Annotated in this window: 13 protein-coding genes; 10 read left to right on the top strand and 3 right to left on the bottom strand. The window is 44.4% G+C overall.

Annotation, left to right across the window (positions count from 1 at the left end; all coding sequences use genetic code 11):
- Positions 1 to 149 precede the first annotated feature (149 nt).
- Positions 150 to 2648: a glycoside hydrolase family 31 protein gene (locus AB5443_RS21280; protein WP_368114365.1), complete on the top strand. Its 2499-nt coding sequence runs from the start codon at positions 150 to 152 to the stop codon at positions 2646 to 2648.
- 885 nt (positions 2649 to 3533) lie between these two features.
- Here AB5443_RS21280 and AB5443_RS21275 read toward each other — a convergent pair.
- Entirely contained in the window at positions 3534 to 4403 is an 870-nt protein-coding gene (locus AB5443_RS21275) for an endonuclease/exonuclease/phosphatase family protein (RefSeq protein WP_277130203.1), read from the bottom strand.
- Between the two features lie 19 nt (positions 4404 to 4422).
- Positions 4423 to 8406 carry a response regulator gene (locus AB5443_RS21270; protein ID WP_368114366.1) on the bottom strand — a complete coding sequence of 1328 codons (3984 nt, stop codon included), beginning with the start codon at positions 8404 to 8406 and terminating at the stop codon, positions 4423 to 4425.
- A gap of 156 nt (positions 8407 to 8562) precedes the next feature.
- Between AB5443_RS21270 and AB5443_RS21265 the strand changes: the two genes are divergently transcribed.
- From AB5443_RS21265 to AB5443_RS21225, 9 genes are all read left to right on the top strand, one after another.
- Entirely contained in the window at positions 8563 to 9609 is a 1047-nt protein-coding gene (locus tag AB5443_RS21265; protein ID WP_368114367.1) for a glycoside hydrolase family 130 protein, read from the top strand.
- An 18-nt stretch (positions 9610 to 9627) separates the two neighbouring features.
- A complete protein-coding gene (locus tag AB5443_RS21260; protein ID WP_307996418.1) occupies positions 9628 to 10875 on the top strand; it encodes an MFS transporter in 1248 nt (415 codons plus the stop codon).
- Positions 10876 to 11041: 166 nt separating this feature from the next.
- A complete protein-coding gene (locus AB5443_RS21255; protein WP_097677811.1) occupies positions 11042 to 12202 on the top strand; it encodes a glycoside hydrolase family 130 protein in 1161 nt (386 codons plus the stop codon).
- Between the two features lie 8 nt (positions 12203 to 12210).
- The gene (locus AB5443_RS21250; protein ID WP_368114368.1) at positions 12211 to 15378 is read left to right on the top strand and encodes a SusC/RagA family TonB-linked outer membrane protein; all 3168 of its coding nucleotides are present in this window, start codon (positions 12211 to 12213) and stop codon (positions 15376 to 15378) included.
- A gap of 14 nt (positions 15379 to 15392) precedes the next feature.
- The gene (locus AB5443_RS21245) at positions 15393 to 17333 is read left to right on the top strand and encodes a RagB/SusD family nutrient uptake outer membrane protein (RefSeq protein WP_195406288.1); all 1941 of its coding nucleotides are present in this window, start codon (positions 15393 to 15395) and stop codon (positions 17331 to 17333) included.
- Between the two features lie 33 nt (positions 17334 to 17366).
- Positions 17367 to 18095, top strand: a complete 729-nt coding sequence (locus AB5443_RS21240) for a DUF3823 domain-containing protein (RefSeq protein ID WP_307996414.1) — start codon at positions 17367 to 17369, stop codon at positions 18093 to 18095.
- A 21-nt stretch (positions 18096 to 18116) separates the two neighbouring features.
- Positions 18117 to 18950: an endonuclease/exonuclease/phosphatase family protein gene (locus AB5443_RS21235; protein ID WP_368114369.1), complete on the top strand. Its 834-nt coding sequence runs from the start codon at positions 18117 to 18119 to the stop codon at positions 18948 to 18950.
- A gap of 21 nt (positions 18951 to 18971) precedes the next feature.
- Positions 18972 to 20351, top strand: coding sequence for an SMP-30/gluconolactonase/LRE family protein (locus AB5443_RS21230; protein WP_368114370.1), 1380 nt, complete (start codon positions 18972 to 18974; stop codon positions 20349 to 20351).
- A gap of 61 nt (positions 20352 to 20412) precedes the next feature.
- A complete protein-coding gene (locus tag AB5443_RS21225; protein ID WP_368114371.1) occupies positions 20413 to 21207 on the top strand; it encodes an endonuclease/exonuclease/phosphatase family protein in 795 nt (264 codons plus the stop codon).
- Positions 21208 to 21456: 249 nt separating this feature from the next.
- On the opposite strand, the gene AB5443_RS21220 is transcribed toward AB5443_RS21225, so the two are convergent.
- A complete protein-coding gene (locus tag AB5443_RS21220; RefSeq protein ID WP_008641360.1) occupies positions 21457 to 22176 on the bottom strand; it encodes a FadR/GntR family transcriptional regulator in 720 nt (239 codons plus the stop codon).
- Between the last annotated feature and the right edge of the window lie 221 nt (positions 22177 to 22397).

The following is a 22397-nucleotide window of genomic DNA, read 5'->3' as shown; positions in this document are numbered from 1 at the left end:
TGTGAATATCAACAGGATAATATGCGCAGAAAAACATGCGCAGAATAGTATGAACAGAATAATATGGACAGAATAATATGGACAGAATAATAGGTATGAACAGGATAATAGTCAGAAGTGGAAACATTGTAAGGGAGAGCCAAAGAAGTATGAACAGGATAATAGTATGGATAATAGCCTGTTTTCTCCCCCTTTCAGTGCTTTGGGCTACTGACGGCGCGAAAACATGTACTTCTTTCTCGCAGCAGGGACGCCAGGTGACTTTTCACCTGGCGGACAGCGCCGCCTTGCAACTGCAACTTTGCAGCCCTTCCGTAGTAAAAATATACTTCTCGCCCGATGGGCGGTTTCAGCAAAAGAACGCTTCTTTTGCCGTCATTAATGAGGAACTGGAAGAGGTAGGTACGATTCATGTGGACGAGCAGGTAGCCTGCTACGAAATATTCACCCCGAAGCTGCGCATCCGGGTGAATAAATCCCCCATGAGTCTTCAGATATTTGACAAGTATCAGAAACTCCTGTTTAGTGACTATGCCGACAAGGGGCATGTGAGTGAAGGAACAAGGAAAGTGGAATATAAGGTTCTCCGCCGTGACGAGCATTTCTTCGGTCTTGGTGAGAAAGCGGGCAAGATGAACCGTCGCGGAGAGTCTTATAAGATGTGGAATAGTGACAAGCCTTGTTACAGTGTCGCGGAAGATCCGCTTTACAAAAGTATCCCTTTCTTTATGAGCAGCTATCGGTATGGCATCTTCCTGGATAATACGTATAAAACGGAATTCAAGTTCGGTACGGAAAGCCGTGATTATTACAGCTTCGAAGCCCCGGACGGCGAAATGATTTATTACTTTATCTTCGGCAAAGACTACAAAGAAATCATCAGCCAATACGTCGGCCTGACAGGAAAACCTATCATGCCACCGAAATGGGCGTTGGGCTTTGCACAATGCCGTGGCTTGTTGACAAGCGAGAAGTTAAGCCGCGAAATAGCCGAAGGCTACCGTAAGCGGGGAATCCCTTGTGATATTATCTATCAGGACATCGGCTGGACGGAACATTTGCAGGACTTTGAATGGCGGAAAGGGAACTATGAGAACCCGAAGAAGATGCTTTCCGACCTGAAAGAGATGGGCTTCAAAGTAGTTGTATCCCAAGACCCGGTTATCTCGCAGGCGAATAAGAAGCAATGGGAAGAAGCAGACCGCCTGGGTTATTTCGTAAAGGACAGCACGACCGGCAAGAGTTACGATATGCCCTGGCCTTGGGGTGGCAACTGCGGTGTGGTGGACTTCACCTTACCCGCCGTAGCCGACTGGTGGGGAACTTATCAACAGAAACCTGTTGACGACGGCATCTCCGGCTTTTGGACGGATATGGGCGAGCCTGCCTGGAGTAACGAAGAGCAAACGGAACGTCTGGTCATGCAGCACCATTTGGGCATGCACGATGAAATCCATAACGTCTACGGACTGACCTGGGACAAGGTAGTCAAAGAGCAATTTGAAAAGAGAAACCCGAACCGCCGTGTTTTCCAAATGACCCGTGCCGCCTATGCGGGATTACAACGCTATACGTTCGGTTGGACAGGTGATTGTGGCAACGGGGACGATGTATTGCAAGGTTGGGGACAGCTAGCCAATCAGATTCCAGTAATGCTTTCCGCCGGCTTGGGACTAATCCCGTTTTCCACTTGTGATATCACAGGCTATTGCGGAGACATCGAAGATTATCCCGCTATGGCGGAGCTTTATATCCGTTGGGTGCAATTCGGCGCTTTCAACCCCTTGAGCCGTATTCACCATGAAGGGGATAACGCAGTAGAACCCTGGCTATTCGGTTCGGAAGCGGAAAAGAACGCGAAAGCCGCCATCGAACTGAAATATCGTCTACTACCATATATCTACACCTACGCACGCGAGGCTTACGATACGGGATTGCCTATCATGCGTCCTCTTTTCCTTGAATATCCGGCGGATACGGAAACTTTCTCTACGGATGCCCAATTCTTATTCGGCCGTGAATTATTAATAGCCCCCGTCGTAAAGAAAGGTGCCCGCACAAAGAACGTCTACCTGCCAGAAGGTACATGGATTGACTATAACAACAAGCAGACGGTCTACACCGGTGAGCAATGGACTACCGTTGACGCTCCCTTGTCTTCCATACCAATGTTTGTAAAGCAAGGCTCAATCATCCCCACAATGCCTGTAATGAACTACACCCATGAGAAACTGGTATATCCGCTGACTTTTGAAATCTTTCCGGCACAGGAAGGTGTACAGGCGAATTTTACTCTCTACGAGGACGAAGGAGAAGACCTGGGATACCAACGTGACGAGTTTGCAAAAACTCCCATTGTATGCCGAACCTTGCCGGATGGAATTGAGCTGACTGTTTCTGCCCGCGAAGGAAAGGGGTACACTGTCCCCGGTCCAAGAAATCTTCTATTCCGTATTTATTCTGCGAAAGTGCCCAAAGAGGTAACTGTCCAAGGGAAGAAAATAAAGAAAGCCAGACCGGAAAGACTGGAAGCTGATTTGGAGAATAATACGGAATCTGTACTATGGAGTTGGGATAAGGAAAACGGTATGTGTAGTGTGCGGATATCTGATAAAGGTATTAATGAGCAGATCATGGTTGCTTTTTAACTAAGTAGGGCGGGGCGGCTGTTGGCAAGCTAATTGCCTCAACTGTATCCGCTGGCTCTTTCAACTTATTCTTTCATCTGTTACTAGTCTGTTTATTAAGTTATAATTTATCAGTTGCCAAGTATTAATACCCTAAAAGCCAGATATTATGGAAGGAGAATAAAGAGAAGGAAGGTTTCTGTATCAAGTGATTGGCATTATTAGTATCGAAATTGTTTCTGTCTATGTTTTCAGATGTTTTTATATTGATAATGTTTTCGCACGAAACTCGTATCAGAAATGTGATTCGTTATGTTTGAAAGAGCCTTTTGAATAAATCAGTAGTCCTCTTAAAAAACGATGATCCTTAAAAAAGGAATATTTAATCATCGGAGAAGGACGTAAATCGCAGTTTGGTAAGGAAAAGCAGGAAGATGCCAAGCATTTGCAATTATGTGATTCTCTATTTCTGCTGTTTTGAGAATATTTTATTTGAAATGTGACAGATTCTTGATTATTTTAGTTATTCGGAAAGTAAATATCCGAATAACTAATCATTTTATTGTTTTTCCCTTTTCGATATATTATGATAAACTAGATAGAAAATGTTTCTTAATAGCTCATTTTTATCTTCCTCACCGGGAAACGATAGCTTCCCCGGTGAGGAACAAGTCGATGCACACCGAGGAACATCTCGTTGGTTTTAAAGCAATGAACAGTTTCCGAATAGAGAAAGATGCATATCCTGTTTGGTTTTATGTAATATTAGGCTGCTTTTTGTATGCTCATGCATTTATTTGTGCAGTTTATTTTCTGGTTCGTTATTTTCTAACCAGCTATTTCCCTGCAAAATATTAAATATAGAACATTGACAGGCTTATATTATCATTTCGAATTCTGCTTTGCTTACTTGGTATATTTCAATACCGCCTTCACTGGAAAATGGTCTGAAGGGATACGTGCTTCATACTTTCCGGTAGCTTCATTCTTAATCCGGTAAGTGTCCGTCAGTACTCCGTACTTTTCAACAACAAAGTTTTTAGTAACGAAGATATGGTCGATACGGTTGGGAGTATATGCGTTCGGATTCCATCCCGCACATGTTCCATTAGTTGCATATCTCAGTTGCGCGACTTCATAAGAGTCTGATAATATTCCGGATTCGTGAAGTACTTGATAGCTTTCGCTGGTCTGGTCTACATTGAAATCTCCGGTGAGTATGACGGGGTCTTTGCCACACATCTCTTTAATCTTGCTGATAACCAGCTTGGCACTTTCGCAACGTGCCACTACTCCGATATGGTCCATGTGCAGGTTAAAGAACCAAAATCTGAACTTACCTGTAATATCTTTGAACTCTCCCCATGTACAGATACGGGTATAGGCTGCATCCCATCCCTTATTCGGCTTCGAGGTATCTTCCGATAACCAAAAGTTTCCTGATTTGAGTAGCTTGAATTTATCCTTCCGGTAGAAGACAGGCGCATATTCTCCTTTCGTTTTCCCGTCATCCCGTCCTACGCCTATATAGCTGTATTGCGGCAAGGCATTCAACATATCTTCCAGTTGGTTATGTTTCACTTCCTGCACTCCGAATATATCGAAGTCATGAAAGGTGATTAACTGGGTGAGTACCGGGCACCGCTGTTCCCAGCCGTTTCCGGCTTTGGCATCGTTCGGGTTACTGTTTCGTACATTGTAAGAAGCAACATTCAGTTGTTGCGCATTCAGTATTGACACACCGCAGAGCGCCAATACAATAAAAAGTTTTCTCATTGTTTTTATTGTTAGATGGTTATTTAGTATCTTTTTCTTTTGTATGTTCACTTCTATATTCTTTGGGAGAAGTGTTGTATAACTTGGCAAACTCCCGATAGAAATAAGACTTGTTCGAGAAGCCCGATTTATACATAATCTCGGTGACGGTAAGTTTGGTAGTCTTTAACAGGCCGGCTGCATATTCCAGGCGGATAGTCCGGACAAATTCGCTTGGTGTCTTTTCCGTCAATTCTTTGAGCTTACGGTACAGTCCTGCTTTGCTTACCCCAATAAAGTCAGCGAGAGAATCCGGGTTTATGGATTCGTCGTCAATATTATCTTCAATGAATTTGATAATCTTGTCCAGTAGCAACTCATCCTCTTTGTGCATGGAGATTCCGTCTCTTACGATGAGAGAGGAACGGCCGGATTTGAAATATTCTTTCATTAGAGAGTATTTATTAATCATATTCTCTACCGCGCTCAATACATGCCTCGGGTGGAAAGGTTTGGGAATATATAAGTCCGTTCCATGATTGTAAGCGTTAATCTGGTCTTCGATAGAGTTCTTGGCAGAGATATGGATAATCGGAATATGAGCTGTCCGCTCATTGGATTTCAATATGTCCGTGAGGGTGATGCCGTCCAGTTTGGGCATCAATACATCGCTGATAATAATATCCGGTTGTTTCTGTTCAACTTCTTTCAGCGCCTCTTCTCCATCAGCCGCTTCCCGAACCTGATAATAAGGGAGCAGGATATCTTTCAGAAGTTCGCGGATATTCTTTTCATCTTCTACAATCAATATACTAATTTCCTTTTGTTTAGGGACAAAAAGCATTTCATCGGCTTCTGTCTCCTCTTCTGCCGACTGACTTGCCTTTTCTGAATTCACGTGCATAGGTGGCAGAGATACATTGAACTCTACATATTCTCCCAATACGCTTCTTACATTGATTTCACCACCCAGTAACTCCGTCAAGCTCTTGGTCAGATTCAGTCCGACTCCGGTACTTCCCGCATGTTTCAGGTTACTGCTCTCAAAAATCTTGAACCGGCTGAATATCTCGCTCATTTGTTTCTCAGTCAGTCCCTTGCCTGAATTGCGTATGCGAAAATGTAATGTCCCGTCAGCGACATTCTGCCGTATCTCGGCACGGATATATCCGCCGGACGGCGTGTATTTGAATGCATTGGAAAGTAAATTGAAGATTATTTTTTCCAATGCATTCCGGTCTGTCGTAAAAGATGATACTTCTTTGCTTTTGAAACTGAAGTCTATCTTATTTTCTTCAGCTATACCGGTATAGTTGTCCGATACATAATCAACGAGTAACTGAATATCCACTCTCTCCGCATAGATAGCCGTATGTCCCGATTCTGCTTTCCGGAACTCCATCAGTTCGTTGATAAGTTTCTGCATCCGGTCGGCATTGTTTTTGATAATGTAGATATATCTTTTGGTATAACTGTCTAGGTCAGCCTTTTCCAGCAAGTGCTGAGCCGGGCCATATATCAGCGTCAGCGGAGTGAAGAACTCATGTGCCACATTCGTGAAGAAGTTCAGTTTCGATTCGTGGATACGTTGTTGGTTCTGTTTTTCTATATGCTCCAGTAGAATCTGACGATTCAGCCGAATCCGGTTTTTGATGACGGACTGCGTGATATAGATAGCAATGACAATCAGGATAAAGTATATGATAAAAGCAGTGGTACTGAGCCACCAGGGATAGGCAACGTCCAGATGAAGCGAATAGACTTGATTGCTCCATACCCGGTCACCATTGGTACATTTTACTTCCAGTTTGTATTTGCCCGGCGGCAGTTTGGTGATAACTATATTTGAATTGTTCTCATTATAAATCCACTCGTCGGCAAAGTCAATAATACGGTAACTGAACTCACAATTCTCATTATTGATAAAATCATGCGCGGCAAATCCCAATGTGACATAAGGCTCGTCATAATCCAACCGGAGCGTATGATTACGAATCCGTTCATAAATATTCTGACTGGCATTGTTTATTTTCAGACTGTTCAGGCTCAACGAAGCGACGTGTTCCCTCAATCGTATCTTGTTCTCGTCAAAATAATTCAGTCCGCTGACACCGCCGAAATACAACCATCCGGCTTTATCCTTAAAAATAGCTCCGTCAGAGAATTCATCGTTTTGCAGTCCGTTTCTCGAAGAATAGTTAGTAATCTTTCCCGAAGGCAGGTCGATAAAGGAGATACCTTGATTGGTGCTTGCCCAAATATTCCCGTTCTCATCTTTCAGGATACCGTGGATCGTATTATTGGGTAATCCGTTATTATCCGTATATTCGATGATAGAAGGGGGATTGGCTGTCGGGAACAACCGGTTAAGTCCATAGCTTGTACCTATCCAGATACTCGTGGAATCTCCTTTAGTCAGATAAATCACGTCATTGTTAGTCAGGGACAAACCGGAATCTATTTCATTAATCTGCCGGAAACGTTCGGAGGCAATATCGAACTTATTGATTCCGCCCCCTCGCGTGCCTAGCCAAAGTTCATTCTCATTGTATCCGGCAATAACCGAATAGATAATATTATTGCTTGGTGAAGAAGGGCCGGGAGATTTATATTGTTTCATGTCTGTCACTTTATAGGCTTTTCCGTCCCTTTGCAGGCTTAACTTGATAAGCCCGTAACCGGAAGTGCCCAACCATAAAAGTGAATCATTATGAGTAAACAGGATACTGTACACAGCCCTGAAAACCGGAAATCCGGTGGGAATATTCAGCTTCTTCACCTGACCGCTGTTGAGTGGAATATAATTAATGCCTGCTCCTTCGGTTCCGATAAATATATCCCCGGACATATTTTTCCGGATGGTATAAACGGAATTGGAGATTAGTCCGTTGGCGGTTGATAGATAGGGATTGACGCTCCGCTCCTGTTTGTCGAGCAGAAGAATACCTTCTCCTTTCGTCCCTGCGAGTATATTGCCGTTGTCTTCTTCGCAGAAACAACGTACCGGATAATCCGTCTTTACGGTATGGAATGGAGAAGTATGTTCATACACTTCCAATATTCCTTGCCCGTCCGTACCTACCCAGAGGATATTCTGAGAACCGATATAAATAGTAAAAATAGAAGCCTTCGCCGGTAGTTGAGGTAACTTCGTTGAAGTCCCGTTTTCGAGATTATACCTGATACATCCCCCTTCGATAAAGCTGATAAAAAGATATTCCCCGTGGCAGATGGCTTGTGACACAGTCTTGTTGTCAGGAATGTCGATGCTATCCAATATGCGGTTATCTTGTGAAACGGTCAACATCCGGTCATTGTGAATGATGAGGCAATCCTGGGAAAGATAAATATTGGAAACAGGTACAGGTTGCTTGATTTCTTCCTTGAAAGAAAGTTCGGGACTGGAATTATGGATACCCAGTTGATAATGTAACAATTGTCCATGTCCTGTGAGAAAAAACAATTGGTCTTTGGAATCAATAACGAAGTTTCTGATGTCATCAGGAAGGTCATTCTTCAATGAGACAAACTCCTGTTTCCGGTCGTCAAAATAGAATAAGCCCTGTTCTTTCACGTAGCAGATGATATGCTTGCCGGAAGTGATGCCCAACAGAAATGATTTCTCCTGTTTCGGCGGGTTATTCTGTGTACCCAGATAATAAGGAGTAAATTGTTGCGTGGAACGTTTCCATCGGTTTACTCCATAGTCCGTAGACACCCATAGAATAGAATCGCTCTGCTCGATAATTTGCCAAATGACGTTGTTGCTGATAGAACCGGCCTCTCTCTTATTATAAGAATAGGTTTTGAAGCTACGTCCGTTATATGCATTCAGCCCGTCCCATGTCCCTACCCAAAGCGTATGTTCCGAATCTTCGAGGAAGCAATTCACCGAATTATTGGATAATCCGTCCGCATTGGAAATCTGTTTTACTACATTCTGCGAATGTAATAAAGCGGGCATCAGGCATGAATAAATAAGGATGCAGATGTAACGGAAATATGGGTGTTTTCGTAGAATCATATCGCAAAGATAGAGAGGAAAAATAAGAAAACAAAGATAAAAATATGCTGTACAACACCTGTATACCCTTTTGAGAATATAGTACACTCTTTCCGTTACCGTGTGGGGTAGCTTTGCCACGAGAAGTAAAAACAACACATATTTAATAATCTAAAAATGGATATTGCAAAACGATTTCATCAGAACCCGTTACTGAAACCATCCGATTTACAACCGGGAATAGAAGGGATGGAAATTACTTGTTTCCTGAATCCCGGCGTGTTCCGTTTCGATGGAAAAATATGGTTATTGTTGCGGGTGGCCGAACGCCCTGTGCAGAAACAGGGAGTGATTAGTTTTCCTGTATATAATAAGGAAAGGAAGATAGAAGTACTCTCTTTTGACGAAAATGACCCGAAACTGGATGCTTCTGACCCTCGTGTGATAGGATATGCGGGACAGAATTATCTGACTACCATGTCTTATCTCCGGCTGGTATCGAGCGAGGATGGCATCCACTTTAAAGAAGAGCCGGATTATCCGCCTATTTTCGGTCAGGGAGCTTTGGAAGCTTTCGGCATCGAAGATTGTCGGGTAGCCACTACTGCCGATGGTTATTACCTGACGTTTACCGAAGTCTCTTCGGTTGCTGTCGGCGTGGGGCTGATTCACACTCGTGACTGGAAGAATTATACTCGTCACGGTATGATTTTTCCCCCTCATAATAAAGATTGTGCCTTGTTTGAAGAGACAATAAACGGAAAATACCTTGCCCTGCATCGTCCGAGTAGTCCCGAACTGGGTGGCAACTATATCTGGCTTGCCGAATCCCCCGACCGCTTGCATTGGGGCAACCACCGTTGTATTGCGACCACTCGTCCCGATAGTTGGGATTGTGCCCGTGTGGGCGCAGGTGCCGCGCCTATCCGTACAGAGGAAGGATGGCTGGAGATTTATCATGGTGCAGATTATCAGAACCGCTATTGCTTGGGAGCCCTTCTGCTTGATTTGAACGACCCCTCTAAGGTTATCGCCCGAAGCAAAGCTCCTATAATGGAGCCGATTGCTCCCTACGAGCAGACTGGATTTTTCGGAAATGTAGTCTTCACTAACGGTCATTTGGTAGAGAGGGATACAGTGACCATTTACTATGGTGCAAGTGACGAGGTAATCTGCGGAGCGAAGTTATCTATTGAAGAAATTCTTCGTTCATTAAAGTCATGACATATATTAAGGTAGGGAATGAATAAACTTAAAAGAGAATACCAATTCTTCAGACAGCAGACACCTAATGTGCGTGTACTGTTGATAACTAACCTGCTCTACGCGTTCGTGCTTCCTGTGGTAGAGATATTTGTGGGCGCTTATGTGATGCGTCACACGAGCGAACCAGTTTCCGTAGCTTTCTATCAGCTTTTCATGTATATCGGTATCATGGCAACTTCGTTTGTCAACGGCTTCCTGTTGCGGCATGTCAGCGTGAAAGTACTGTATGCGGGTGGAATATTAGTGAGCGGATTGTCAATGTTTGCCATGATGCTGGTAAAGTCGTTGGGCTTTGTAGAATTGGGCATAGCAGGTTTTGTACTCGGGGCTGCATCGGGCTTCTTTTGGACTAACCGTTATCTATTGACTCTCAACAATACGACCGATGACAGCCGGAACTATTTCTTCGGACTGGAATCTTTCTTTTTCTCCATCACTTCGATAACTGTTCCCTTGCTGATTGGTGCATTTATCAGCCAGATAGACGGCAAGGAAATCATGGGATGCCTGATTGACATTAATGGAGCCTATCGTTTGGTGACAGTAGGGGTCATAGTCGTGACTCTGTTTGCCGTAGCTGTTTTGTGGCGCGGCAAGTTTGCCAATCCGGTGCAGAAGAATTTTCTGTATTTCCGGTTCTGTACACTTTGGAAGAAAATGCTGTTGCTGGCTTCCCTGAAAGGAATGGTACAGGGATTTTTGGTGACTGCTCCTGCTATCCTGGTTTTAAAATTGGTAGGCGATGAAGGAGTATTGGGGCTGATACAGGGAATCAGTGGCACACTGACGGCTATCCTGGTCTATGTACTGGGGCGCATTGCCAGACCCGAAGACCGCCCGAAGATATTTATAGCCGGGTTACTCGTCTTTTTTATCGGTACTCTGTTCAATGGAATCTTGTTTTCAGCCACCGGAGTGATTATCTTTGTCCTCTGTAAGGTAATCTTTCAGCCCTTGTTCGATTTGCCTTATTATCCTATTATGATGCAGACCATCGACGCAGTAGTTAAAATCGAGAAAAGAAATGAATACACCTATATTTTAAGTCACGAATTCGGATTGTTCCTGGGACGTGCTTTCGGACTCATCCTTTTTATGGTGCTTGCTTTTGCCATATCACAGGATTTTGCCTTGAAATATGCGCTGATATTGGTAGGAGCTTTGCAATTGATAGCCTACCCATTGGCTCAGAACATCATTAAACAGAATCAAACGGTTCACTAATATTCCAAAATCATTAAGTCGCCATTGCAAACGGATGAATTCTTATGTTGTACAGCACCTATATACCCTTTTGAGAATATAGTACACTCTATTGTTGCGGGGCTGCGATAGTTTTGCTGACAGAAAAACGATGAACGACTGATTTGAAAAATTAAAAAAACGACGTATGATAACACTAAGATCTGTAATCTATTTATTCGGTATGATGACACTGGCTGGATGCTCCGGTCAAAAACAGGCATCCGTAACTGTCGAAGAACAGAGCGGACAATGGGCACTCGGCCCTTTTGTTCGTCCGGAAGGGGTGAATCCGGTGATTTCCCCGCAACCGACAACTTTTCAATGTCCGATGCGCAAGCAAACGGTAAGATGGGAAGAGAGTGATACGTTCAATCCGGCGGCAACTGTCAAAGACGGGAAGATTGTGGTACTCTACCGCGCGGAAGACAATTCGGCTCAGGGGATAGGAAAGAGAACATCCCGTATTGGCTATGCGGAAAGTACGGACGGAGTGATGATGAGCCGGTCGGACGCGCCGATATTATTTCCTTCCGAAGACGGTTTTAAGGAAATAGAATGGGAAGGCGGTTGCGAAGACCCGCGTGTGGCAATGACGGAAGACGGACTGTACGTTATGCTTTATACTGCCTGGAACCGCAACCTTCCCCGCCTGGCGGTGGCTACTTCCAGGGACTTGAAAAACTGGACAAAACACGGACTCGCTTTTGCGAAAGCATACAACGGGCGTTTTGCCAATATAGCAAGCAAATCGGCTTCTCTTGTCACCGGAGTGAAAGATGGCAGACTGGTCATAGAGAAAGTGGATGGCAAATACTTTATGTACTGGGGAGAGAATGCGGTATGTGCCGCAACTTCCGACAACCTGACCGACTGGACTCCGGTACTGAACGAAAACAACGAACTAAGGGAAATAGCCAAACCCCGCAGTGGGTATTTCGACAGCCGCTTGACGGAATGCGGGCCACCTGCAATAAAGACGGCAAACGGTATCGTATTGCTATACAATGGCAAGAACGGATATAAGGAAGAAAGAGATCCTGCGTATCCGGCAGGCGCTTATTGTGCGGGGCAGTTCCTGTTCGACACCAATGACCCTTATAAGGTGCTCGACCGATTGGACAAACCTTTCTTTGTGCCCGAAGCCGCTTTCGAAAAAAGCGGTCAGTACAAGGACGGAACGGTATTTATCGAGGGACTGGCTTACTTTAAAAACAAATTATATCTCTACTATGGCTGTGCCGATTCGCAGGTTGCAGTAGCGATATGTGATAGCGATATAGATTCGAAACTTAAAACACATAACTAATTTAATCTATGAAACATGCTTGTAAAATGAACACGGTTGTCTTAAAGTCGTTCAACGACCGGCTGAAGATAGCTACTGTTTCAGCTTTAATGGCAGGGACTTTCCTGTGCGTACCGTTTACGGTATATGCGGAAGGTCCTTCGATATCAGGTATTGAACAGACAGTCCGGAATATCACGGTGAAAGGTGTGGTTGTTGATGCTGGCGGAGAACCGGTTATCGGAGCTTCGGTACAACTGAAAGGTGCTACCGGTGTGGGGACGATTACCGATGTGGATGGTAAGTTTACCTTGTCGGTTCCCGCTAACGGAGTATTACAGATTTCCTACATCGGATATAAAACAACAGAAGTAAAGGTGAACGGACAGTTCGGACTGAAAGTGACCTTGCAGGAAGATACGGAAACATTGGACGAAGTAGTGGTGGTAGGTTACGGTATTCAGAAGAAAGCTTCCGTAACCGGTTCGGTGGCCGCCATTTCTTCGGATAAGCTGATGGAAGTAAAAGCTCCCAGTGTGACGAATATGCTTGCCGGACGTTTGCCGGGCTTGCGTGCCGTACAGCGTAGCGGTAGCCCCGGTGATGACGGAGCTTCCGTTGATATCCGCGGATATGGAAGTATGCTGGTGATTGTAGACGGTATCGAACGCGACTATACGCAGCTCGACCCGAATGACATCGAATCCATTTCTATCTTGAAAGATGCTGCCGCAGCCGTCTACGGTTTCAAAGGTTCAAACGGCGTTCTGCTGGTTACTACCAAGAAAGGAACGGAACAGAAGGTAAAGATAGAATATAACGGCTATGTAGGTTTCCAGAAAGTGACCCGTTATCCGGAAATGATGAATGCTTATGAGTATGCTTCTCTCTATAATGAAGCGATTCATAATGCTAACCCGTGGCGCGGAGCTTCCGCTTATTCGCAGGAACAACTGGAAGCCTATCGGAACGGTACGGCAGGTACAGACTGGTGGAATGAAACGATGCGCAGCACGGCTCCACAAACTTCACATAACTTGAGTCTGACAGGCGGTACGGAGAAGGTGAAATATTATATGTCCATCGGATACATGGATCAGGGTGGTATCATCCGTTCGGGCGACTGGAATTACCAACGCTACAATGTCCGTTCCAACCTAAGCGTGGAAGTGGCCAAAGGACTGAATGTAGAACTGCGTTTGAGCGGTCGCTTTGATAACCGCAAGAAACCTTACAATGGCGATAACCTGTTCCGCTCGGCGCAAATGGCTATCCCTACTTATTCCATGTATGCCAATGATAACCCGGACTATTGGGGAGCCGTAGGAGATATGGCGAACCCCGTGCATGTATCCGGTTCGGATGACAGCGGTTACGAAGACCGTTTGCGTCGTGAATTTAACAGCTCATTGGCTGTCACCTGGCAACTTCCCTGGGTTAAAGGGTTGATGGCGAAAGCATTGGTTGCTTACGATTATACAAACAAGGAATGGAAAACGTGGCGGAAAGACCTCTCGGAATATACATATGATTATGCCAATGAGGAGTATATAGAGAAAGTGATTAACACCGCACATTTGGAATCGAAACTGGAGAACTATGACAAGCCGACCTATCAGTTCTCTATGAACTATAACAATACATTCGCCGGGAAACATAACATCGGCGCTATGCTGGTGTGGGAAATGTATAATGATAAAAAGAACTGGGTGACCGGAACACGCGATTTTGCCATCGGGTTGATTCCCGACCTGGATTATGGGGATAAGACGAATCAGGAAGCTTCCGGCAAGACACAGGAAACGGCTCATGCCGGACTGGTGGGACGTTTGAACTACGATTTTTCTAACCGCTATCTGGTGGAATTCAACTTCCGCTATGACGGAACTTATAAATTCCGCGCGGGCAATCGTTGGGGATTCTTCCCGGGTGTTTCTTTGGGATGGCGTGTTTCAGAGGAAGCCTTTTTCAAAAAGCTGTTACCCGATATGGATAACCTGAAAATCCGTGCTTCGTATGCCAAAGTGGGTGATGAAGGGGATTTCGATGCTTTCCAGTATCTGGATGGATATACGTCTCACGGAAGCTATATCATGGGCAGTAATGGAGTGACTTCGGGCATGACTACGGTAGGTATGGCAAACCCGTGGCTGACTTGGTATGAATCGAAGATTATGAATATCGGCTTTGAAGCGTCTTATCATAGAGGACTGATTTCCGTAGAATTCGACTGGTTCCGTAGAAACCGTTCCGGTTTGCCTGCTACCCGTGTAGGCTCACTGCCTACTATTTTCGGAGAATCAATGCCGCAGGAAAATCTGAACTCTGACATCAATACCGGATTCGAGATTGTAGTGGGACATAAGAACCGGATTGGCAATTTCAATTACAATGTGTCGGCCAACTTCTCCACTACCCGAATTAAGTATGATTATGTAGAGAGGGCGGCTTCCACCAATATGTATGACAATTGGCGTAATAATACGAACGGACGTTACAAAGATATCCGTTGGGGAAAGAAAGTTATCGGACAGTTTGCTTCCTTTGAAGAGATTCTGAACTCACCGGTTCAGGATAAGGACGGTAACCGTTCGCTGATGCCGGGTGATTTGAAGTTCGAAGACTACAATGGTGACGGTATTATTGATGATAACGACACGCAACCGCTCGGACATGGTGCTACACCCCGTATGTACTACGGCTTGAATATGTCCGGAGAATATAAGGGATTCGACCTGACAGTCTTTTTCCAGGGAGCTGCGGGACATGATATTTATGTCAGCGGGGATATTCTCGACCCGTTTATCCAGCAAGGTTTGGGTAATGGGCTGGCTATCATGACCGACCGTTGGCATCGGGAAGATCCGACCGACCCTTATAGTAAATGGATTCCGGGCTATATGCCTGCCGCACGTGTGGCAGGTGTTGCCGATAACCGTTCCGGCAACTCATGGTCATTGCACAACGCAAGTTACCTGCGTCTGAAAACTTTGGAACTGGGATATACACTGCCTAAAGTCTTGACAAAAAAGGCTGCTATCGACAGGGTACGTTTTTATATCAACTGTAACAATCTGCTGACCTTCACCAAGCGTGACGGGCTGATGAAAAATGTCGATCCGGAGAGTAACTCCAGTGGTGTACGCTACTATCCGCAGATGAAGACGTATAACTTTGGCGTAAATGTAACTTTCTAAAACCTGTAAAGACAATGAATAGAAATTATCTGAAATATATATTGATAGGCGGAGCGTCCATCTTCCTGTGGACGGGATGCGACGATTATCTGAACCGTGAGAGTACCAGCGGTGTCAACACACCGGATTTGATTTGGCAAAATCCGAAGGCAATCACAGCCGTATTGGCGGATATGTATGACTCGGGATTGAAACTGGATGAATACGATGATTGGTATGGAAGTAAGAAAGCGAATCTGGCGAATCAGACCAGTCTTTCGGATGAGGCTACCGCCAGTTATCAGAAAGAAAGTGCGTTCGATAAGTCGAATTCTACCTATTCTTATGGCGACTATGTATTCAACGACGACATGGTGACCCGCTACAAGCAAATCCGTATTGTGAATAACTTCCTGCTGAATATTGAGAAAACTTCCGTATTGAGTGAGGATGAGAAAGAAGAACTCGGTGCAGAAGCCCGTTTTATCCGTGCTATGCAGTACTTCGGACTGGTGAAACGTTATGGGGGCGTTCCTTTGCAGACTGTTCCGCAAGAATATACCGCAGGAAATACGGAAGCTCTTTACCAGGCTCGTGATACGGAAGCCGCGACCTATGATTTCATAATCAATGAATGTAAAGCTATCTATGAATCATTGCCGGAAGTACGCAGCAGTGATGCCAAATACCGCGCAAATCGTGGAACGGTGCTTGCCTTGTGGTCACGTGCCGCACTGTATGCCGGTACTATCGCCAAGTATTCCAAAACGCTGACTCTGACAGGCGAAGCTGTTTCCAAAGGATATGTGTATATTCCCGAGACAGAAGCGGAACGTTACTTTGACGAATGTTATACTGCTTCATCGAAGATTCTGGATGAAATGGTTCCCCGTGTGTATAGCTTGTATAAATCGACCGGTACGGAACCGGAAGAGTTGGCGCAGAACTTTTACAATCTCTTCTCCAAAGCAGTGAATGGGGATAACGGTGAATATATATTCCAGAAACAGTATAATGTAGCTGCCGGTAAGGGGCATATGTGGGATAAACTGAATGTTCCTTTCTCTTATCGTGGTGATGGCTGGGGATGCGGTATGTCTCCGGTGTTGGAAATGGTCGAAGAGTTTGAATATATTGATGGTACGGAAGGGAAACTGAAGATGAAAGACAGCGGTGGAAAAGCTATCAGCTATGATAGCCCGTATGACATCTTTAGGAATAAAGACCCTCGCTTATTAGGTTCGGTTTACCTGCCCGGTGCTGATTATAAAGGATACGGTGGCGGTAAAATCGAATGGATGCGCGGTGTCATCAACGGACAGGATGGTATAGGAACCAAGTATGAAGCTTCCGCCCAGCCGGACAAGGAGAACAAGGTCGTAATAGACGGGCAGACTTATAATACTTCGGGAAAAGACGGTGGCTCGTTAAGTGTAGGCGATGCCAGCAAGACGGGTTTCTATCAGCGTAAATTCCTGGATGAAAGCCTGACGGACTATACGGATATCGATGCAAAACGTTCCTCTACTCCCTGGGTGGTTTTCCGTCTGGCAGAAATCTATCTGAACCGCGCAGAGGCTTGCATGGAATTGAATCAGCACCTGGACGTGGCATTGAAAGATATCAATGAGATTCGCGGCAGGGCAGGCATCAAACTATTGGTTGCCGGCAACCTGACACTGGACAAAGTGCGTCATGAACGGAAAGTGGAACTTGCTTTTGAAAAGCATCGTTATTGGGATTTGAAACGTTGGCGCCTGGCTCATCTCGATGTCAGCAAAGGCGGCCTGACTAATTTCCGCGGTACGGCTCTCTGTCCGTATTACAATATCAAGAGCGGCAAATACACTTTTGAAACCGGTGTGCCCGAAAAGAGAAAGCGCCTTTTCCTTGAAAAGAACTACTATACGGTGTTCCGTGCCGAGGACTTGAGTACGAATCCGTTGATGGTACAGAATCCGGGTTACGGTAATTGATACGTCCAATTGTAAGTTTAAAGAAGAAACAATATGAATAAAATAATAAACATAGGATTGACTGCATTATTCGCCTGTTTCGTGGCGGCATGCGAAAATGACATCGATAATTATGATGCACCGAATGGTGGCGTGTATGGCACTATCTATGATAAGGAAACGAATGAACCGGTTCCTATGCCTGTGCCGGGAAGTAGCGGTGTGATGATGAGTTTGTACGAGCAGAATACGGGGGCTACCGCCTCTGTCGATTTCCGTGCCCGCCAGGATGGAACGTTTGAGCATACGAAGGTGTTCAATGGCAACTATCGTATTCAGGCAAAGGATGGCCCTTTTGTCGGGGTATGTGAAGGGTATGTCACCGTGAACGGACAAACGCAGGTTGATTTGTACACAATCCCGTTCTCGCGTATCAGTCTTGATGTGGCTGTATCGGCAGATAATAAGCTGACACTGACCTATGACGCGAAAACATCGAACGAGACATTGAAACTGACGGATGTCTCCGTTATATGGAATTATGCTCCGGGAGTGGACATGAACAATGCAAACCATGCCACCCTCTCTTCACTCGGAACAAAATCGAATGGGACACACATCATCGACCTGATGAGTGATACCGAATTTATAGAGAATCACTATAAGATTGTCTCTAACAAGAACAGGGTATATGTGCGTGTTGCGGCTACGGTGACAGCGGAAAGCAAACCGTACGTGAACTATAGCCGGGTAGTGGAAGTAACTGTGAATGATATAAGATAAACGATAAAAAAGAAGGTAACAATGAAACATAAATTCTATGTATTACTGGTACTGTTGATTAGCGGCTTGTTCGCCGGTTGCAGTTCGGACGATGACGGTATAACCCCGCCCGATGAGAAGGACGGAGTATTGGTAAAAGTCATGTCTTACAATATATACAGCGGGCAGAAAATTTATTCCGGAAAAAAAGGAATGGAGACAATTGCTCAGGTGATTAAAAAGATAAATCCGGATTTGGCGGGCTTACAGGAGTTTGAAACGAAGACCAACAAGGTGGAGAAAGCGGATATTATTGCCCTGATGAAAGAAGTGACGGGAATGCCTTATGCTTTCTTCGTCAAAACCCGTGATGTGGACGGTGGCGAATACGGTAACCTGATTCTCTCGAAATATCCGATAAGTGACGGGGTGAACTATGATTTGCCGAGAATAGAGACGGTGGAAGATGTCTACCCGCGTTCTATGGGCGTAGTGAAAACAGAAAAAGAAGGGAAAAGTTTCTACTTCGGAGTGACTCATCTGTCTCATGTAGGTAATGAAACCAATCGTATCAACCAGACTACAACCATTATCGAGAAGACAAAAGGCTTGGACAAGCCGATGATATTGACTGGTGATTTCAATGCTTTGGCTGACTCCGGCCCGATGAAGATATTATATGAACGTTTTGAAATCGGTTGCCTGAACGGGAACTACGGGCTGACAACGGGAACGCCTGTTCCGGTAAAAGCGATTGACTTCGTATTGTACACTCCGGATGAAGGGATGTCTCCGAAGGCCTATGATGTATATTATGATGCTTATGTGGAATCAGACCATTTCCCGGTGGTAGCTACGTTCAGTATAAACGATTAACCTAAAAAAAAAGACAGAAACATGAAAACATTGATACATCGTTTGAAACGTTTTTCTATCTATTCTCTGATGTTTGCGTCAATCGGCTTTGTAGCTTGTGAGGATGAGAACCGGCAGGATATGACGCCTGAAATCGGAGAAGGTGAAGTTGCTCCCCAAATTACCATGTACACGCCGACATCAGGCGGAAAGTCTACAAGCCTGACCTTGTACGGTACGCATTTTGGAACGGACTTGGATAATATCCGCGTGACAGTCAACGGGGTGGACGCCGAAGTGACGGGTGCGTTGGGGAATATTATTACTGCCAATGTACAGAGAGATTCCGGCTCCGGTCTGGTGAAAGTATATATCGGTCAGGGGGAAGCTGCGCAGGAACTGACCTATAAAACGGAGTTCGAGTATTCTCAGTCTCCTATTGTGAGTACATATATCGGCAGTTATGTTCCTGCCGCAAAAACGGAGAAGAAAGAGGGGACTCTCATGGAAGCGGTTCTTTGGAAACCGGGTTCTATTGCTTTCGATAAGGAAGGTGCTTTGTATATCGTGGAAGATGATGACCGTGATGTCCGTATTGCGAAAAATAATCAGGTCGCTACTTTCTTACGTGGTGATGGAACCGGCGGAACCGTATTCAGGATGATGAATATCGCTTTCTCATCGGATGGCAATACTTTATTTTTGTCCAATGATGCCAACGCTTCTGGCAATGCACATATTGCAACAATGCCATGGAGCAATGATACGCATCAGTATGATACCGGCAATCTGGCTGCGATATGGTCAGTCACTTCTTCTTTGGGCAATGGTGTCACCAATGTAGGTGTACATCCTGTCACAGGAGAGGTCTTCTCCGTAGCTCATGGAAATGCCATGATTTACAAATATGACCCGGAGCAGAATACGATGGTGGCAACCGGCGTGCAACTTCCCGATGCAGCAGGTAAAAATGCGGCGAAAGTGAAAATCCGCTGTATTCTTTTTGATAAGGCAGGAACTACCGTGTATATGAGTTCACAAGAAAAAGATGTGATTTATAAGGGGGATTACGATATGTCGACAGGCGAGTTTTCTAATCTCCGTGTTTGGGTAGGGCAGTACGAGAAAGCAGGTTTTACAGAAGGTCAGGGAAATGAAGCCAAACTGGAAGAGCCTTGCCAGATGGATTTGGATGAAGAGGGAAATATTTATGTAGCAGTCCGTAAAAAACATCGTATAGCGAAAATTACCCCTGATGGAATGTTGACAAACTACACAGGTACGGGGACTTCCGGTACGACAGACGGCCCGTTGGATAAAGCGCAATTCAACCATCCGGAAGGTGTGCAGTTTGGTTCGGACGGAGCATTGTACGTTTCAGATTATTGGAATCATAAGATTCGTAAGATAGAAAAGGATTAATTTTATATCAGGTAGGAAAGATTGTTTTTCAGGATAACATTTACTTATTAATTGGTTGTATATGAATTTTAGAATATGTATTTCCTTGTTTCTGCTGTGTTGCTTGTCGCAATCTCTGCCAGCACAGAAACCTGTGACGAAACCGAAAGAGGTTACAGTAAAAGCTATGACTTACAACACTTATAGCGGTCGTAAACAAGGGATTGATAAGATAGCCGAAGTTATTAAGAAAGAGAACCCGGATATCGTTTCACTTCAGGAAATAGAAAGAAACACGGAGATTAACCCTTGGGATACTCCGAAGAAACTGTCGGAATTGACGGGGATGAAATATTATTATTTTGCCCATGCGCTCGATATTCCGACCGGCGGAGATTACGGAAATGTGATTCTTTCCAAATATCCGGTTTCCGAGGAAAAGAGTTTTAAGTTGAGTGTACTGAAAGAAGGTGATTATGTCCGTTCTTTCGGTTATGTGAAAGTGTCGAAAGAAGGCAAAGAATTCTATTTTGCTACGACACATCTGGATCATAAATACGAAGACGCTGCCCGTCTGAAACAGGTTGATGAAATCCTTGCGTGCGTGGAGTTACTGGATAAACCTGTTATTTTGGGGGGAGATTTGAATTCCCGCCGTGGCTCTGCTACCATGGCTGCCTTTCAAAAGTATTTCACTGTAAACTGTTTGAGTGACGATGCCCCGTGGACAGTGCCCGTTCCAAATCCGACTTATGCATGCGACTGGCTGATTTATGCGCCAAAAGAAGCTTTTACGGTGAAAGCATACAATGTCTGTTATTGGGCGGATAAGGAATCAGACCATTATCCGGTAGTGGCTACTTATCTTATCAAATAAGATTAATTGCCCGACCACTATCAATTAATCTTCCGTATGTATAAAACTAACTCTTCAATCGAATAAATTTATTCGTCTGACATCTGTTGAACTTTCGTCTGACTACTGTTGACTTTTCGTCTAACAACTGTCAGACGAAAGAGCAACAACTGTCAGACGATTAATTTTATATATAAACGAAATTAGTTGTATACAAGAGACTGGATAGTTTCTCGCATACAACTAATTAAATCTATTCTTTTACGTATCTTAGATATGTCCGTATTCGAATTCCGGGATATCGCCTTTCGCGGACATTTTAGCAAAATCAATCAGATTGGCCAAGTGGCGGAGCACCAGTTCTTTCATTCCTTCTTTGTCTCTATCTTTTATCTTCTGTAACATTTCCCTATGTTCAGCATGAACCGTTTTTTGAGGAACGGCACAAACTTTATATTTTTGATAATATTTTAAAATATCAGGAGTGATAATAAGCAGGAGTGAACTGATAACCGGATTATGTCCGCCTTGTGCAATGGCCTGGTGAAAGGCAAAATCTTTTTCGACACGAAGGTCTGTATCAAACTTTTCTTCCAGTTCGACAAGCGTGTTTTCGATATTCTTCAAATCCTCTTCTGTGCGGTTTACTGCGCATAATTTGCAGACCTCTATTTCCAGAAGTACACGTACATAAACCAAGCTTGAAAAATCATATCTGCTGATTTTCAATGCATCGGTAATCATAGTATCCAACTGGTCTTTGGAGAATTCGGATACCACTGTTCCACTCTGAGGATATGTTTTTACAATACCGTATAATTCCAGTTTCTGCAATGCCTCGCGAACATGTGACCGACTGACTTTTAAAAGTTCGGATAATTTACGCTCAGAAGGGAGACGCTCTCCCGGTAAAATCTGACGTTCTGATATTTGTTTTTTTATGTGTTCTATTACATGCTTAACTGGCTGCGAATTGATTTCGTCTTTCATAAGATATAAATATTTTAAAAAGATGACCTTTTCCGTTTCGGCCGTAAAAGTACGAATATTATCTTTCAAAGTAAAGCTTTCTAGTAAAAATATTCTCCTGTCCTTTTATATAGAGGTACGCGTAACGTGTTATTTATAAGCTGTTTATATCGAATTATTAATAAATATTAATTGGTAGACCAAAATTTTGGTTTACCAATTTTAATCGTTACGTTTGTCAC

Origin of the sequence: Bacteroides sp. RTP21281st1_H5_RTP21281_210402, assembly GCF_040918965.1 — a bacterium.
Taxonomy (GTDB): Bacteria; Bacteroidota; Bacteroidia; order Bacteroidales; family Bacteroidaceae; genus Bacteroides; species Bacteroides congonensis.
Note: the sequence above shows the minus strand (reverse complement) of the source record. Positions and strands in the feature narration are given on the sequence as shown.

What these genes read in the sequence shown, in the direction of transcription:
- AB5443_RS21220 (WP_008641360.1), bottom strand. Translation starts at nt 22,176, where the DNA reads ATGAAAGACGAAATCAATTCGCAGCCAGTTAAGCATGTAATAGAACAC.
- AB5443_RS21240 (WP_307996414.1), top strand. Translation starts at nt 17,367, where the DNA reads ATGAATAAAATAATAAACATAGGATTGACTGCATTATTCGCCTGTTTC.
- AB5443_RS21225 (WP_368114371.1), top strand. Translation starts at nt 20,413, where the DNA reads ATGAATTTTAGAATATGTATTTCCTTGTTTCTGCTGTGTTGCTTGTCG.
- AB5443_RS21280 (WP_368114365.1), top strand. Translation starts at nt 150, where the DNA reads ATGAACAGGATAATAGTATGGATAATAGCCTGTTTTCTCCCCCTTTCA.
- AB5443_RS21250 (WP_368114368.1), top strand. Translation starts at nt 12,211, where the DNA reads ATGAAACATGCTTGTAAAATGAACACGGTTGTCTTAAAGTCGTTCAAC.
- AB5443_RS21245 (WP_195406288.1), top strand. Translation starts at nt 15,393, where the DNA reads ATGAATAGAAATTATCTGAAATATATATTGATAGGCGGAGCGTCCATC.
- AB5443_RS21270 (WP_368114366.1), bottom strand. Translation starts at nt 8,406, where the DNA reads ATGATTCTACGAAAACACCCATATTTCCGTTACATCTGCATCCTTATT.
- AB5443_RS21255 (WP_097677811.1), top strand. Translation starts at nt 11,042, where the DNA reads ATGATAACACTAAGATCTGTAATCTATTTATTCGGTATGATGACACTG.
- AB5443_RS21265 (WP_368114367.1), top strand. Translation starts at nt 8,563, where the DNA reads ATGGATATTGCAAAACGATTTCATCAGAACCCGTTACTGAAACCATCC.
- AB5443_RS21275 (WP_277130203.1), bottom strand. Translation starts at nt 4,403, where the DNA reads ATGAGAAAACTTTTTATTGTATTGGCGCTCTGCGGTGTGTCAATACTG.
- AB5443_RS21230 (WP_368114370.1), top strand. Translation starts at nt 18,972, where the DNA reads ATGAAAACATTGATACATCGTTTGAAACGTTTTTCTATCTATTCTCTG.
- AB5443_RS21235 (WP_368114369.1), top strand. Translation starts at nt 18,117, where the DNA reads ATGAAACATAAATTCTATGTATTACTGGTACTGTTGATTAGCGGCTTG.
- AB5443_RS21260 (WP_307996418.1), top strand. Translation starts at nt 9,628, where the DNA reads ATGAATAAACTTAAAAGAGAATACCAATTCTTCAGACAGCAGACACCT.